The sequence below is a fragment of the Inquilinus ginsengisoli genome, assembly GCF_050434925.1.
Taxonomy (GTDB): Bacteria; Pseudomonadota; Alphaproteobacteria; order DSM-16000; family Inquilinaceae; genus Inquilinus; species Inquilinus ginsengisoli_B.
This window is the reverse complement of the sequence record NZ_JBNDJK010000001.1, coordinates 235,581-250,500: the sequence shown is the minus strand read 5'-3', so window position 1 is coordinate 250,500 and position 14,920 is coordinate 235,581. Positions and strand designations below refer to the sequence as shown.

Below are 14,920 nucleotides of genomic sequence, written 5' to 3'. Positions count from 1 at the left end.
AATTGAATATTTGACTATGATACAAATATCTATAACTGACGCTGAGAGAATTGAAATTGAAATCTGACACGGCGGCGCAAGATCGCGTAATCTCGTTCGATAGTGACTCGGCGGCAATTCCCGAGCGTTTATTGCTCGCTCATGCGCGAGGTGAGGTCCTCTTTATTTGTGGTGCGGGTATCTCAAGGCCGGCGGGGTTGCCAGATTTCCGTGATCTGGTGATTGACGTCTACCAAGCTCTCGACGCCGCTGTTCATGCCGTCCTTTCTGGGCTGCCGCGCGGCACCTGTAACCAGTGGGAAGTTGACGTCTCAACCCTCAATGATCCGCAGAGAGCAGAGGTCAAACGGTTTATTGTGGGTGACTACGACGTAGTACTTGGCATGCTTGAGAGACGCCTTGACAATCAGACAAGGGGCGATAGTCGGGTTCGGCATGTCGTAACTGAGCGTCTCCGGACTGGAAATCAACCTGCGTCTATTCATCGGGCTCTTTTACGACTTGCGGATCGAGGCGGTGTTACTACAATCGTCACCACTAATTTCGATTTACTTCTCGAGCGGGCAGGAAGATGGCGTGGTTCCCCGATGCAGACTTATTCTCTTGGATCAATTCCAAGGCCTACGCGACGGTCAGAATTCTCCGGAGTGCTCCATATTCATGGAGCACTCGATCCGAAGCCAGATCGATTTTCCGAGCTAATTCTGTCTGATCAGGATTTTGGAGAATTTTATCTACGCCGAAGGATTATCCCCGATTTCATACACGATGCCGCTCGACTATTTAATTTGGTGTTGGTCGGATACAGCGCAAATGATCCTCCAATGCGTTATCTTCTAAATGCCGTAGCAGCGGACGGGACGCGATTCGATGACTTGAAGGAGCGCTTTACCTTCTTTGGAACAAGTATGCCCGACCCGGTCGCGATTGAGGACTGGAAGGCGCGCGGTATCACGCCCATCCACTATGACGCCCGCGACGGGCATTCGAAGCTTCGTGAGACGCTTGAACTCTGGGCAGAACTCTCAACGGCCAATGGAAAGAAAAAACGAGTTGATGCCGAAATACGCCGGATAGTTAAGGTTTCGAGGGTGGCCGCATCTGAAGCGGACCGCGACCTGTTCGATCATCTCATCAGGCGAAGCAACACGAGCGAACGCATCAGATTGTCCATCTTAGCATCTAGCAAGAAAGCGGACATTGGTTGGCTCGACGCGATCATGAGTATCGGCGCGGAGAAGGAAGGGGGACGTCGATCATGACCCCGGCTCGGGTCTATCTCGATGAGCACGATCGTGCGGCGTTCCGAGCAGCGATTGCTTTCTTGAACAAACGTTTGACGGAGCCAGCGACGATCGATTGGGCGCTGCGTCTAAAGCCAACTCAGCGCATAGAGCGTCTTGCCATCGAGGATCTATTGAACAGCTTGGACGAATCCGTGCTGGAGGAGCCTTGGGCAACTGCGTGGCGATTGATCGAGGAAAGCTGGTCCGCTCCTCCCAGCGAGGAGGGACCATCGACGGCTATATACGGCATCCGGAAGCGGCTAAAAAAGGGTGATCGCTCGGGTGCCATCATCTCGAAGATTGTCGATGCCGTTGCGCCATATTTGAAGGTCACGCCGATTAATCCCGGGCACTGGCGGCTCGTAAAGAGGCCGCGTCGTGCCAAGACATTCGAAGACCTACTTTCTGCTAGGCTCGCAAGCGGCGATCTCGTCGATCCGGAGGTCTTGGGACTTACCGAGTTGGTTGATCTAGCTTTTCTGAAAGCGCTTGGGAGTGCACTGGAATCTGTCATTGGTCACGGCCTTGAAATCGCCCGGCGACTCGGCTGGGATGGAGAGCGGCGGCTATGGCGACTTGGCGAACTCAGGCGTGTATATTACGTCACTACGCCGGCAAACGAAGAAGGCGGTAAGGATCCGGACGCCTATCATCACGGTATCGCACCTTCTGTCAAATTACTCTACGCCGTTGTCGCTCGTATCGCTGAGTTGAGCGTTCGAGATGCTTTGCCCTTTGTTCAGCGATGGAGGGTAACGCAATCGCCCCTACATACACGGCTTTGGTCGGCTGCAGCACGAAACTCGGAGCTGGTCGGATCCCAGGAGGTGTATGAATTCCTTTCTGGTCTCGACAACCGTCGTTTCTGGGATTTGCACGTATTTCCGGAAATCGCTGAGCTTCGAGCGTTACGCTTCAATGACTTGGGTATTGAACCTCAGAAGGCAGTAGCGAAACGAATTTGCAAAGGTCCTCCACGTAACCTGAGGGGAAAACAAATTGAGGCGAAGGAGTTTAATAGTGTGCGGCTCTACTGGGCAGTCCGTGAGCTCAAGCGGATTGAAAGCGCCGGCGGTGTCCTGTCGCCTACGGAGTGTGCTTGGATCGATGCCCATATCGGCCAGTTTCCAGACTTAGATTCCGTGAATATTGACGAAGGGTTTCGAACTGGTGTTGAAGTACGTGCCGTCCCGTCTAATCCAGATGCAAAATATGACGCCATTGTTGGTGTAACTCGTTTGCGAGCACTTGAGGCTGCGTTTGCGACGGATCGGCTTAGTTGGGACGACGATCCCGCCGAGCGTGCCAATGATTGGTTGCGCCAGCCTGGGCGGGCGATGCTTATCCTCAACGATCTGGAAGCTACGGGGAACGGTGGACACGAGTTCCCGCGTGTCTGGGACCGTTTCGGCTGGGTACATTCGTCGAGAGATCGAGATGCGCCGCACGCCGCGTTGCGAGATCTGCAAGCTGAGGCTAATCGTGTCCTCGCGCTTCTAAATCAGCTATCGGAAGGTACTCTCTCACATGCTGTCGATGGTATAAGCGCTTGGCTGGATTCATGGGATCAGCAGGTAGTCGCATCCGAACTGGGCCTGCCGGTCTGGCTGCGGATTTGGCCGTTAGCCGTCAATGCCACGAATGCAAAGCCAGAGGACACCGAAGCTACTGATCTTAGCGCTGTGGTGGGTTCGGTCGATGATCAACACGAGCCGATGGACCTTGATGCGCTGAACACACCAGCAGGAAGACTCGTTGGTGTTTTCCTAGCAGCTTGTCCCTCGCTTGCAGATATGCCGAGTCCATTTGAGACCAACAGCAGTGTGCGTCAGTTGCGGGACGCCGCAATCGGCGCCTCCGGCCGCAGCGGGCTGATCGTTCGGTATAGGCTTATCGAAGCTTTGCCGTACTTCCTGCGAGCTGATCGCAGCTGGACCGAGCAACATCTCATCGGGCCTCTACAGAACGACAACGAGGCATCTCGGACTCTGTGGCGCGCGATCGCGCGGCGCACGCATTTCACTGAAGTTTTGAAGATTATCGGTGGTGCCATGGCCGAAAGGGCCACGGATCGTCGCCTTGGGCGCGAAACTCAGCGGCGATTGGTGTTCAGCCTCGTCATAGAAAGCCTGCATGCTTTCAGAGAGAACCGTGAACCGGCGGTGCCTTATCAGCGTATCCAACAAATGCTGCGTAGCCTGGATGACGAGGTTCGCGCTTCCGCCGCAAACGCCATCCAACAGTTTGTCCGGGATCTTTCCAAGGATAACTCTAGCGCAATTGAAGTGCCGAGTGCTGCCGACCTGTTCCGATCTGCTGCGACACCCTTTCTCGAACGCGTCTGGCCGCAAGAGCGTTCATTGGCCACGCCAGGTGTCAGTGGTGCGTTTGCAGATCTCCCAGCTACGTCGGGAGAGGCCTTTGTTGAGGCTGTTAATGCCATTCAGCGGTTCCTTGTCCCGTTCGAATGCTGGTCCATGCTCGACTACGGCCTCTACGGAGAGGAGAGCGGGGAGGGGAAGTTAGCGATGATTAACGGCGAGGAAAAAGCTAGGGCTTTGCTTCGATTGCTTGATTTGACTATAGGAAATTCAGAGGGCGCTGTTATTCCTTACGACCTTACGGAAGCACTAGAACAGGTTCGATCTGTTGCGCCAACACTTACAAGCGACCCGATTTACCGACGGCTCTCCACTGCGACTAGACGCTAGCGACATTTGCCCTCGAATCACGGCGACAATGCACGCGTTGCGTGGACTCTAGAATCAGCGGTCCCTGCGCCGCTGGCTGGCTCGTGCGATTTTCGAGCGTCCGAGCGGGCGTATCTGCTGACACCAACAGGGTGAGTCGGCCGCCGACGAAAGCACTGTCGCCGTGGAGCGAGCAGTCCTCGTATCTGGCGGCCGAGCGTGGCTGTGCATCCCCGCACATAGCGCCTGCGGAATCGTGGCCTCCTCGCCGCCCAGGCACACCCCATCTCGAGTCCATCCCCACGGACTCCGAAGGAACGAACCATGGGCGCTCCCTCTCCCGATCTCTCCAATCTGTGGCTGGCGCGCGCCTTCAACGCGCAGGATGTTGAGGCGGCGGCCGCCCTCTATCATCCCGAGGCCTCGATTGTGCAGGTCGACGATGTCCATGGCGGCACCACGGTCGCGCGCAGCGCCGACGCCATCCGGGCGACCATGGCCGCCTATATCGACCTGCAGCCGCACATGGATGTCGTCACCCACCACGTCACCGTCGCCGGCGACTTCGCGATGACGCGCTCGCAATGGCGGATCACCGGCCGGGGCCGCGACGGCAAGCCGGTCGAGGTCCACCATCACGGCATGGAGGTGCACCGCCGGGGCGCGGACGGCAGCTGGTACTTCTTCATCGACCATCCTTTCGGCGCCGATGCCGCCTGGGCGGTCGACCGCCCGCCGCGCACCGACTGACCGGCGCCGGGACGTCGCGGGCGGGCCGCCCGGTTCCGCCGGACAGGGGCGGCAGCCATTCAAATGCACAACCGCCCAAATCCCGGAAATTTCGATAGGAATATTTTGGCTGTTGCCTTTTGATTTTCGAGATGGTAATTTTATTCTATAGAGTTGGTGTATATATTGCGCGCTTGATTTGCCGGGTGCGCGATCTGACGTGTAATGCGTAGTCGCGAGCATAGTCATTCATGGATTATGGCCCCTTGGGCCGGGGAGCGACCGATGCCAATTGCCGGCAGTGGGTTTGAGATCCACATCGTCCGTCGCAGGGTGCAGAGACGCAAGATCGGTGCGGCCACGCGCGAACGAACGATCGGTGACTGCAAGGTCTTTGCCGACGGCGTCGCAATAGACGGGTTGTCCGGCACGATCGCGGAACAGAAGGGCCCGAGCGACAGCAGCCCGGACGGCAATAAGTTCGACCGGCGCATTGAGCCTGGCCGCTACCCGCTGTTCACGCAGGACGGAACCAAATACAAGACCATCGGCTACGACAAGTCCGCCAAGGCTGCGACAGATTTCTCCAGAAAGCCTCGGCCCGGCATCGAGCTGAAGGAAACCGGCGATCGCACGGAGATCCTGATCCATCCGGCGGCCAACTTCCTGTCATCCGAAGGCTGCATCCATCCCAGCGGGCCGCTGCCCGACGCATCGAGCCAGATCGACCACAACACTGAAAGTCGGCCGCGCGTGATCGCGCTGATCGAGGCGATGCGCCGCTTTTGCGGCGACGGGTTCCCGAGACGGGACGGCTTCAGGATTCCGGATTGCTGGTGCGTCATCGACGACGAACTCGAGTGATGGAGGAGGGGACATGGCAATCAGTGACGCTGAACTGGACGTCCTCGTGAAGATCACGGGAACCTTCGAGGCGAGCGGAGACCCCTATGTCGGCGTCTCCGGCGATTTCGACGGGCAAGGCATCTCGTGCGGGGTGCTGCAGTGGAATATCGGGCAGAACAGCCTGCAGCCATTGGTGAATGCCGTCGGAAAGGACGAGGTCGTCGCCGACATGCCGACCTTGGGAGCCGCCATGTGGGATGCCTGCAACGGCCCGATCCCGGCGGCGCTCAGGACGGTGCGGAGCTGGCAGAACGGCACTGTGCTCAAGGCCGTGCCGAAGCGGGAGCTTCAGTCGCTGATGGGATCGGCGAAGATGCGTGCCGAGCAGAATGCGGGGATCCGCAGGGTCGGCCAGAAGGCCGAGACGCTGGCCGACACATGGGCGAGCGATCGCGGCACCGGCAGGCGCACGGTCCATGAGCTCGCCTGGTTCTTCGATGTCGTGACCCAGAACGGATCCATGAAGGATCTCGCCTTTCGGGACGTGACGAGCTTCAAGAACGCCGCCGGCGATGGAAAGGCCGATGATCTGGTCTGCGACTGGCTGGCGGGCACGGACAGCAGGTTCGCGGGCATGGTGGACTGCCACAAAAACGCGCCGTTGTGGCGGAACAATGCGAGCGGCCTCGCCCTCGACCTTCTGGTGCTGGCCTATCTGCGCTCGCAAAAGTCGACGCTGCGCTGGCGTGGCGACGTGCTCAACCGCAAGGGGACGCTGGCCACGAAGGGTGGATGGGTGCACAGGCAGAAATTCGATCTGTCCGGCATCCTGTAGGCACCCGCGGTCTTTCGCTTGCAGACCGCGGCTCTCCTGAGCCCGCCGCGCACCGATTGACCAGCGCCGGGCGGTGGCGTGCGGAGCGCCCCGGCGCGTCGGACACCCGCCCTGCGATCGCCCGCGTCGCCCCGGCTCTTCCGGTTCGTTCCGGGGGCAGTCCAGAAGCGCCGAGGGATGGATTGCGCCGATGTAATTCGCCCGCCAGGGCAAATTCAGCGTCGTGCTCTTATCTTCACCGGTACACGCCGCACCATGCTGCCGGCGATCCGAGACTGGTGGAGTTGCAGATGAAGTCCCCCTTCGAGTCCGAGGGCCGGCGCCCCGGCCTGCGCCGGATGACGGCGGCGCTGCTGGTCGGCACGGCCCTGATCGGCGCGCCGGTCGTGGCGGTCCTGGCCTTCGGTGCCCCGGCCGTGGCGCAGAGCCAGCCGCCGGCGGCCGCCCCCGTCCTCCCGGCCGCTCCCCTTGTCCCGGCGATGTCCGGCTCCTTTGCCGGGCTGGCGCATCAGGTGATGCCGGGCGTCGTCAATGTCTCGATCACCGGCCATCAGGGGCCGGCCCAGGTCGCGGATCGCGACGGCGGGCCGCGCGGCGGGCGGGGCGGCCAGCAGATCCACGGCGCCGGCTCCGGCTTCATCATCGATCCGGCCGGCTACATCGTCACCAACAACCATGTGGTGAAGGACGCCGACGAGATCTCGGTCACCCTCAACGACGGCACCGTGCTGCCGGCGAAGGTGGTCGGCACCGACGCGAAGACCGACCTCGCCTTGATCAAGGTCAAGGCCGACAAGCCCTTGACCGCGGTCGAATGGGGCGACAGCGATGCCGCCCAGGTCGGCGACTGGGTGATGGCGATCGGCAACCCCTATGGCCTCGGCGGCACCGTGACCGCCGGCATCGTCTCGGCCCGCGGCCGCGACATCAACTCCAACCCGCTGGAAGACTTCCTGCAGATCGACGCGCCGATCAACCCCGGCAATTCCGGCGGCCCCAGCTTCGATGCCGGCGGCAAGGTGATCGGCATCAACAGCGAGATCTACTCGCCCTCGGGCGGCTCGGTCGGCATCGGCTTCGCCATTCCGTCCAACCTGGCGAAGACCGTGATCGCGCAGATCCGCGAGCATGGCAGCGTCCAGCGCGGCTGGCTGGGCGTGCAGATCCAGGCGCTGACGCCGGAGCTGGCCGAGGCGGCCGGCCTCGACACGGCCAAGGGCGGCCTCGTCGCCGAGGTGCAGAAGAACAGCCCGGCGCTGAAGGCCGGCCTGCGCCAGGGCGACGTGATCGTGTCGTTCGCCGGCAAGCCGGTCGAACAGTCGAAGGACCTGCCGCGGCTGGTGGCGGAGACCGCGTCCGGCACCGCCGTCCCGGTCGAGGTGCTGCGCGACGGCAAGACCCGGACCCTCTCGGTCGAAATCGCCCTGCAGCCGAAGCCCGACAAGGCAGAGAGCTGAGCATCGTCCGGCGGGACGGTCCGCCGCCTGGTCGCGGCTGGCCGTCCCGCTGACGAAACGAAATGTGCATTGCGCGCATCCGCGATCTTCGTTCATGTTATGTTCTATTGATGAGGCGCAATCCGAACCGATCCGGCCGACCGAACCCGACATGCATTGGACGGGCTGGGCGCTGACCACGCTGCGCGAGGCGGCCGAGATCGACATGCGCTGGAAGCGGCTGACCGAGCGGCAGCAGGAGCGGGCGCATCACGACCCGAAGGCGCCGGCTTTCGGCCTGATCCAAGCGCGGCTGACGCGCTCGGTGCGTCTGACGGTCGCCCTGACCGACCGGATCCGCACCGGCTTCATGACCCGGCGGGACGAGCGCAAGGCCTCGGGCGAGGAAGCCCGCCGCCGGCAGCGGCGCGAGCGCGCGGCGCAAATGGTCGGCGAGGCGACGGCGCAGCCCGAGCGCGGGGTGGACGCCGAATGCATGCGGTCGATGGCGTGGGAGTCGCTGGTCGAGGACGAGATCCTCGACGCGCAGTTGGACACGCTGTCGGCGGAAGAGTTCGTGCAGGCGGTCTGCCGCAAGATCGGCCACCCGTCGGTCCGGCTGCCGCAGAGCTGGGACGAGGGCGCCGAGATGACGCCCGTCCCGCCGCGTGAGACCGAAGCCGCCGACTGCGAGACTGCGGACGACTGGTCCGCCGAGCCGGCCGAGTCCGACACCGGCCGGCGCGAGCCGGGGCCGCCGAACCCGGACGGCAGCTGAGCGCGCGTCGCCCACTTGTCCCACCCGTCACCACGCCGGCCCGGCCTTCCACTCTCCCCCTCCCCCTGCGGGAGGGGGTTGGGGGAGGGGGCGCGCGTCCGCGCGCGAATGACCGGCTGGGCTGTCATGCAATCCACAGGCGACCGCTGAGTCTGGCCGCAAGACCCCCTCCCCCTGCCCCTCCCGCGAGGGGAGGGGCAGGGCGAAAGCCATGGAACGACGGCCTGAACCCAAGCTCCAGCCAAGCGGTCTGCGGCCGCCCGAATTCCACACGGCTTCCCTGCGGCAGGATCCGCGATACCGGACCTCGTGCTCCCCTCGAATGCGGATCAAAGGCCGGATAAGCCGTGCGCCCGCTTCTCATTCGCCTCCTGATCCGGCATATTGGCGCGCGTATTGCGCTGCAGTATTTCCCTGGGGGTTTCTGTGAAACTTAAGGAGCCCAAGCACGTCGCCGAGTTCCGCTGGCGCCATCTCCGTCCGGATGAGACGATCGAGCTGTTCCTGGAGAACAGCCAGCGCAGCGGCATGCTGATCCTCACCAGCGAGCGCGCCTGCCTCTACCGCAAGGGCCTGTTCGGCGAGGCGCTGGAGGCGGTGCCGCTCAACCGGATCACCGCGGTCGATTCCCGCTCCACCCTGGGCCATCACGTGATCAAGCTGTTCGGCCCGCCCGATCCGCTGGTGTTCAAGACCTTCGAGCGGCGCGACCTGGTCGACGCGCTGTGCGCCCGGCTGGACCAGCTGCGCCGGGCCGATCCCGCGCCGGCGCCCGCGGAGGGCCCGATGGAGCATCTCAAGCGGCTCGGCGCCCTGCGCGACGCCGGCATCCTCACCGAGGGCGAGTTCGACGCCAAGAAGGCCGAGATCCTCTCGAAGTTCTAGCCGCCCGGCGCCGGGGGGAGGGGGCGCGGGAGCCGCGGCGCCGACGGTCCGTGAATTCGCCGGTTCGCCGCGCTAAGCTGCCGCTCCCGCGGATCCCGGAGCCGCCCGATGAAGTCGCTTCTCGTCCGGCGCCTGGTCCAGGCGGTGCCGGTGCTGCTGATCGTCGTCTGCCTGGCCTTCCTGCTGCTGCGGCTGGCGCCGGGCGACGCCGTCGACGCGCTGGTGGTCGAGATGGGCGCCGGCGACCCCGGGCTGACCGCCCGGCTGCGCGCCGAATACGGGCTCGACCAGCCCTGGCCGGTGCAGCTCGGCCTCTACCTCTCCCACATCGCGCGGCTCGACCTCGGCTGGTCGGTCGGCTTCTCCCGCCCGGTGCTCGGCCTGGTGCTGGAGCGGGCGGGCAACACCGCGCTCCTGATGGCCGCCGCCCTGTCCCTGGCGCTCTCCGCCGGCACCCTGCTCGGCGTCGCCGCGGCCCAGAGCCACCTCAGGGGCCGCGGCCGGCTCGACACGCTGATCACCGGCTTCGGCCTGCTGCTCTACGCCATGCCCGGCTTCTGGATCGGGCTGATGCTGATCGTCGCCTTCGCGGTGAAGCTGCGCTGGCTGCCGCTGGCCGGCATCGCCACGGTGCCCAGCTTCGACTCCGGCTGGGCGTATGTGGCCGACATCGCCCGCCACCTGGTGCTGCCCGCCGTGGCGCTGTCACTGATGTATGTCGCGGTCTATCTCCGGCTGATGCGCGCCGGCATGCTGGAGGTGGCGGGCAGCGACTTCGTCCGCACCGCCCGGGCCAAGGGCCTGCCGCCCGGCCGCATCACCTGGCGCCATGTGGCGCGCAACGCGCTGCTGCCCATGGTCACGGTGTTCGGCATCCATTTCGGCATGCTGCTGGGCGGCAGCGTGGTGATCGAGAGCGTCTTCGCCATCCCCGGCCTCGGCCGCCTGGCCTATGAGGCGGTGACCAAGCGCGACCTCAACCTGCTGCTCGGCATCATCCTGGCCAGCGCGGTGATGGTGATCGCGGTGAATCTGGCGGTGGATCTGCTCTATGCAAGGCTGGACCCGCGGCTGCGGGGAACGCGATGAGAGACTGTCTTCACCATCAGCCCAGCTTTTCCGAGTCCCCCCTCCCCTCGCGGGAGGGGGGTAGGGGGAGGGGGTTCTCTCGGCTTGGTCCGGACCAGGTCCTTGGCAATCCGGCCAGGCGGCAAGCAGAGCTCCCTGCTCACACGCGCGCCGACGCGCGCAGACCCCTCCCCCTGCCCCCCTCCCGCAAGGGGAGGGGGGACAAGAAGGGACAAGCCGCCCTCCTTGAAGGCTGGATGGAGCGCCCCTGATGCGCGTCCTCCGTCGCTTCCTGGCCGACCGCAACGGCCGGCTCGGCCTCGCCGGGCTGGTGCTGGTGGTCGGCATGGCGCTGACCGCCGGCTGGATCTTCCCCGGCGACCCGATGGCGATCGCCGGCCCGGCGCAGCTGCCGCCGTTCCAGGACCCGGCGCATTGGCTGGGCACCGACCGGCTGGGCCGCGACGTGCTGGCCCAGCTGTTCCACGGCGCCCGCGTCTCGCTGCTGGTCGGCGCCGCGGCGGCGGCGATGGCGGTCGGCATCGGCCTCTTGGTCGGCACCACCGCCGGCTTCCTCGGCGGCTGGGCCGACGAGGCGCTGATGCGGCTGACCGAAGCGGTGCAGACCGTGCCCAGCTTCGTCCTGGCCCTGGCCCTGATCCTGGTGCTGGGGCCGTCGCTCGGCAACGTCGTCCTCGCCATCGGCCTCGGCGCCTGGACCAGCCCGGCCCGGGTGGTGCGGGCCGAGATCATGGCCCTGGCCCGCCGCGACTTCGTCGACACCTATCGCTGCATGGGCATGGGCTGGGTGGAGATCGCCTTCGCCAAGCTGCTGCCCAACGCCCTGGCGCCGGTGCTGGTGCTGGCCACGGTGATCACCGCCAGCGCCATCCTGATCGAATCGGCGCTCGCCTTCCTCGGCCTGGGCGACCCGAACCGGGTCAGCTGGGGCAGCATGATCGCCGACGGCCGCGCCGTGCTGCGCAGTACCTGGACCCTGTCCGCCATCCCCGGGGTGGCGATCGTCGTCGCCGTGCTGTCGGTCAGCCTGCTCGGCGAGGCGCTGACCGCCGCGCTCGACCCGCGGCGGCGGCGATGACCGCCCTGTTCTCGATTCGCGGCCTGACCGTCGACTATCTCGGCGAAGGCGGTGCGGTGCGCGCGGTCGGCGGCGTCGACCTCGACCTCGCGGCCGGGGAGACGCTGGCGCTGGTCGGCGAGTCCGGTTCCGGCAAGTCGACCGTGGCGATGGCGCCGCTCGGCCTGCTGCCGCCGGGCGCCCGCATCGCCGGCTCGATCCGCCTCAAGGGGACGGAGCTGCTGGGCCTGCCGGAGCCGGCGCTGCGCCCGGTCCGCGGCGGCCGCATCGGCATGGTGTTCCAGGAGCCGATCAGCAGCCTCAACCCGGTGCTGACGGTGGGCGAGCAGATCCGCGAGGTGCTGGCGGCGCATGGCCTGCGCCGCGGCCGGGCGGCGCGGTCGGTGGAGCTCCTGGCCGAGGTCGGCATCGCTGACCCCGCCGCCCGGGCCGGCCAGTATCCGCACGAGCTGTCCGGCGGCATGCGCCAGCGGGCGATGATCGCCATGGCGCTGGCCGCGGGGCCGGAACTGCTGATCGCCGACGAGCCGACCACGGCGCTCGACGTCACCGTCCAGGCCCAGATCCTCGACCTGTTCCGCCGCTTGCGCGACCGCCGCGGCATGGCGCTGCTGCTGGTCACCCACGATCTCGGCGTGGTGGCGGAGCTGGCTGACCGGGTGGCGGTGATGCGGGAAGGTCGGGTGGTCGAGACCGGCCCGACGCGGCGGGTGCTGGACGACCCGCAGCACGGCTACACAAGGGAGCTGCTGGCCGCAACGCTCTCGGTCGACGAGGTGCCCAGGTGGGTGAGGGAGGGACAGCCCGAATGAGCGTTTCCTCCTCGCCTATGCCCATGCTGCCCTTCCCATTCATCCTCCCCCTGCCCTTGCGGGAGGGGGTAGGGGGAGGGGGTGTCGATGACGGGAGCCAGCGCCGCATTGTCCGGGACCTCTGCCGCATCGGGGTGATCCTTCGGCATCAACTCCAGCGGCGCCAAACCCCTCCCCCCGCCCCCCTCCCGCAAGGGTGTATGGACCGGGGAGATGGTGAACAGGTGTTCGGGGACATGGTGAACACTTACGGCATGAGGCGAAGGAGGCCGTATGCCGTTTCGGGAGTGTTCGCGCATGTCGCAACGGGAAGAGTTCTGCCGGCTGGCGCTGATGCCGGATGCGAACATATCGGAGCTGTGCCGTCGGTTCGGTGTCGGTCGGACAGCAGGGTACAAATGGCTGGAGCGCTATCGGGAGGAAGGAGCCGAGGGCTTGGCGGAGCGGTCGCGTCGGCCGCGAGGCAGTCCGGGGAAGACACCGGCGGAGCTGGAGGCGCGGGTGCTGGCGGAGCGTGCGGCGCATCCGGCCTGGGGCGGCCGGAAGATCCGCCGAGTGCTGGAGCGGGAGGGACTTGTGCCGCCGGCGGTCTCGACGATCACCGAGATTCTGCGGCGGCACGGGAAGCTGGACGGTCCGCGGGCGGGGGAGCGGCGCGACTGGGTGCGGTTCGAGCATGCGGCGCCGAACGACCTGTGGCAGATGGACTTCAAGGGCCACTTCGCGCTGGAGGCGGGGCGCTGCCATCCGCTGACGGTGCTGGACGACCACTCCCGCTATTCGCTGGAGATCGGCGCCTGCGGCAACGAGACGAGCGAGACCGTGCAGGAGCGACTGGTCCGGGTGTTCCGACGCTACGGCCTGCCCTGGCGGATGCTGATGGACAATGGCCCGCCCTGGGGCACGGGCGGGTCGGCGCAGTACACGGTGCTGACCGTCTGGCTGCTCGACCTGGGCGTCGCGGTGAGCCACGGCCGGCCCTACCATCCCCAAACCCAAGGCAAGGACGAGCGCTTCCACCGCACGCTCAAGTCCGAGGTGCTCGACGGCTACCGGTTCCGGAACCTCACCCAGGCCCAGGCCGCCTTCGACGCCTGGCGCGAGGTCTACAACACCCACCGGCCGCACCAGGCGATCGAGCTCGAGACGCCTTCCAAGCGCTACCAAGTGAGCCCGCGCACAATGCCCGAGGCCATCACCCCGCCCGACTACGAGCCCGAAGCCCAGATCCGCAAGGTGCAGGACACCGGCTGGATCAGCTTCAAAGGGCAGAAGATCAACTGCTCGAAGGCCTTCGCCGGCCGCCACGTCGCACTGCGCGCCACCGACACCGACGGCCTCTTCGATCTGTGCTATCGCAGCCATGTTCTGGCGCAGGTCGACCTGCGCCAGAACATGGTCCAACCTGTCCACCATGTCCCCGAACAGGTGTCCACCATCTCCCCGGTCTAAACACCCGCAAGGGGAGGGGGAGAGTAAAAAGCAGGATCGGGGGATCGGTCGATGACCGAACCTCTCCTTGTCCTCGACAACCTGGTGAAGCGCTTCGGCCGCGCGCCCGACGCCGTCCAGGCGGTCGACGGCGTGTCGCTGACGGTGGCGCCGGGCGAGGTGCTGGGCCTGGTCGGCGAATCCGGCTCGGGCAAGTCGACCCTCGGCCGGCTCGCCGCCCGGCTGGCCGATCCCGATGCCGGCACCATCCGCTTCGCCGGGCAGGACGTCACCCGCCGCCAGGGCCGTGCCCTCGGGCCGCTGCGGGCGCAGATCCAGCTGGTGTTCCAGGACCCCGTCGCCTCGCTCAACCCGCGCGACACGATCGGCGCGGCGGTGGCGGACCCGCTGCGCGTCGCCGGTGTCGGCCGGGCCGAGCGGCGCGACCGCGTCGCCTGGCTGCTCGACCGCGTCGGGCTGGGCCACGGCTTCGCCGATCGCTACCCGCACGAGCTGTCCGGCGGCCAGCGCCAGCGCGTCGCCATCGCCCGGGCCCTGGCGCCGCGGCCGCGCCTGGTGATCTGCGACGAGCCGGTCTCGGCGCTCGACGTCTCGGTCCGCGCCCAGGTGCTGGACCTGCTGGCGGAGCTGCGGGCCGAGCTCGGCCTCGCCTATCTCTTCATCAGCCACGACCTGGCGGTGGTGCGCCACGTGGCCGACCGGGTGGCGGTGATGCATCTCGGCCGCATCGTCGAGAGCGGACCGACCGGCCGGGTCTGGTCCCGGCCCGGCCATCCCTATACCCGGGCGCTGCTCTCGGCCGTTCCGCGGCTGCACCCGGTGCCGGGGGCGGCGCGGATGCTGCTGCAGGGCGACCCGCCCAGCCCGCGCCGGCCGCCCTCCGGCTGCCGCTTCCGCACCCGCTGCCCGCTCGCCTTCGACCGCTGCGCGCTCGAGGATCCGCCGCCGGTCGACCTCGGCGCCGGCCAGCAGGCCGCCTGCCTGATCGCGGGGGCGCCGTGAGC

Annotated in this window: 13 protein-coding genes; all 13 read left to right on the top strand. The window is 65.9% G+C overall.

The window, feature by feature from the left end; translation table 11 throughout:
- Positions 1-56 precede the first annotated feature (56 nt).
- Positions 57-1,262, top strand: a complete 1,206-nt coding sequence (locus QFZ27_RS01245) for an SIR2 family protein (RefSeq protein ID WP_429224261.1) — start codon at positions 57-59, stop codon at positions 1,260-1,262.
- The gene (locus tag QFZ27_RS01240; RefSeq protein WP_429224260.1) at positions 1,259-3,997 is read left to right on the top strand and encodes a hypothetical protein; all 2,739 of its coding nucleotides are present in this window, start codon (positions 1,259-1,261) and stop codon (positions 3,995-3,997) included. Before QFZ27_RS01245 ends, QFZ27_RS01240 begins: the two co-directional genes overlap by 4 nt.
- A 303-nt stretch (positions 3,998-4,300) precedes the next feature.
- Positions 4,301-4,726 carry a YybH family protein gene (locus tag QFZ27_RS01235; protein ID WP_429224259.1) on the top strand — a complete coding sequence of 142 codons (426 nt, stop codon included), beginning with the start codon at positions 4,301-4,303 and terminating at the stop codon, positions 4,724-4,726.
- Between the two features lie 264 nt (positions 4,727-4,990).
- Positions 4,991-5,569 carry a hypothetical protein gene (locus QFZ27_RS01230; protein WP_429224258.1) on the top strand — a complete coding sequence of 193 codons (579 nt, stop codon included), beginning with the start codon at positions 4,991-4,993 and terminating at the stop codon, positions 5,567-5,569.
- Between the two features lie 13 nt (positions 5,570-5,582).
- Positions 5,583-6,386 carry a hypothetical protein gene (locus tag QFZ27_RS01225; RefSeq protein ID WP_429224257.1) on the top strand — a complete coding sequence of 268 codons (804 nt, stop codon included), beginning with the start codon at positions 5,583-5,585 and terminating at the stop codon, positions 6,384-6,386.
- A gap of 290 nt (positions 6,387-6,676) precedes the next feature.
- Positions 6,677-7,843: a trypsin-like peptidase domain-containing protein gene (locus QFZ27_RS01220; protein WP_429224256.1), complete on the top strand. Its 1,167-nt coding sequence runs from the start codon at positions 6,677-6,679 to the stop codon at positions 7,841-7,843.
- A 151-nt stretch (positions 7,844-7,994) separates the two neighbouring features.
- Positions 7,995-8,600, top strand: a complete 606-nt coding sequence (locus QFZ27_RS01215; RefSeq protein WP_429224255.1) for a hypothetical protein — start codon at positions 7,995-7,997, stop codon at positions 8,598-8,600.
- Positions 8,601-9,026: 426 nt separating this feature from the next.
- Positions 9,027-9,485: an SHOCT domain-containing protein gene (locus tag QFZ27_RS01210; protein ID WP_429224254.1), complete on the top strand. Its 459-nt coding sequence runs from the start codon at positions 9,027-9,029 to the stop codon at positions 9,483-9,485.
- A 108-nt stretch (positions 9,486-9,593) separates the two neighbouring features.
- Positions 9,594-10,574, top strand: coding sequence for an ABC transporter permease (locus QFZ27_RS01205; protein ID WP_429224253.1), 981 nt, complete (start codon positions 9,594-9,596; stop codon positions 10,572-10,574).
- A 250-nt stretch (positions 10,575-10,824) separates the two neighbouring features.
- Positions 10,825-11,652, top strand: a complete 828-nt coding sequence (locus QFZ27_RS01200) for an ABC transporter permease (RefSeq protein ID WP_429224252.1) — start codon at positions 10,825-10,827, stop codon at positions 11,650-11,652.
- Positions 11,649-12,464 (top strand): ATP-binding cassette domain-containing protein, encoded by an 816-nt coding sequence (locus QFZ27_RS01195; RefSeq protein ID WP_429224251.1) that lies wholly within the window; start codon positions 11,649-11,651, stop codon positions 12,462-12,464. The genes QFZ27_RS01200 and QFZ27_RS01195 overlap by 4 nt, the downstream gene beginning before the upstream one ends.
- 273 nt (positions 12,465-12,737) lie before the next feature.
- Positions 12,738-13,916 (top strand): IS481 family transposase, encoded by a 1,179-nt coding sequence (locus tag QFZ27_RS01190; protein WP_429224250.1) that lies wholly within the window; start codon positions 12,738-12,740, stop codon positions 13,914-13,916.
- Between the two features lie 51 nt (positions 13,917-13,967).
- Positions 13,968-14,918 carry an ABC transporter ATP-binding protein gene (locus tag QFZ27_RS01185; RefSeq protein ID WP_429224249.1) on the top strand — a complete coding sequence of 317 codons (951 nt, stop codon included), beginning with the start codon at positions 13,968-13,970 and terminating at the stop codon, positions 14,916-14,918.
- Positions 14,919-14,920: the final 2 nt, after the last annotated feature.

Coding starts and splice junctions, on each gene's coding strand:
- QFZ27_RS01215 (WP_429224255.1), top strand. CDS start 7,995: ATGCATTGGACGGGCTGGGCGCTGACCACGCTGCGCGAGGCGGCCGAG.
- QFZ27_RS01240 (WP_429224260.1), top strand. CDS start 1,259: ATGACCCCGGCTCGGGTCTATCTCGATGAGCACGATCGTGCGGCGTTC.
- QFZ27_RS01225 (WP_429224257.1), top strand. CDS start 5,583: ATGGCAATCAGTGACGCTGAACTGGACGTCCTCGTGAAGATCACGGGA.
- QFZ27_RS01235 (WP_429224259.1), top strand. CDS start 4,301: ATGGGCGCTCCCTCTCCCGATCTCTCCAATCTGTGGCTGGCGCGCGCC.
- QFZ27_RS01230 (WP_429224258.1), top strand. CDS start 4,991: ATGCCAATTGCCGGCAGTGGGTTTGAGATCCACATCGTCCGTCGCAGG.
- QFZ27_RS01200 (WP_429224252.1), top strand. CDS start 10,825: ATGCGCGTCCTCCGTCGCTTCCTGGCCGACCGCAACGGCCGGCTCGGC.
- QFZ27_RS01205 (WP_429224253.1), top strand. CDS start 9,594: ATGAAGTCGCTTCTCGTCCGGCGCCTGGTCCAGGCGGTGCCGGTGCTG.
- QFZ27_RS01185 (WP_429224249.1), top strand. CDS start 13,968: ATGACCGAACCTCTCCTTGTCCTCGACAACCTGGTGAAGCGCTTCGGC.
- QFZ27_RS01190 (WP_429224250.1), top strand. CDS start 12,738: ATGCCGTTTCGGGAGTGTTCGCGCATGTCGCAACGGGAAGAGTTCTGC.
- QFZ27_RS01195 (WP_429224251.1), top strand. CDS start 11,649: ATGACCGCCCTGTTCTCGATTCGCGGCCTGACCGTCGACTATCTCGGC.
- QFZ27_RS01220 (WP_429224256.1), top strand. CDS start 6,677: ATGAAGTCCCCCTTCGAGTCCGAGGGCCGGCGCCCCGGCCTGCGCCGG.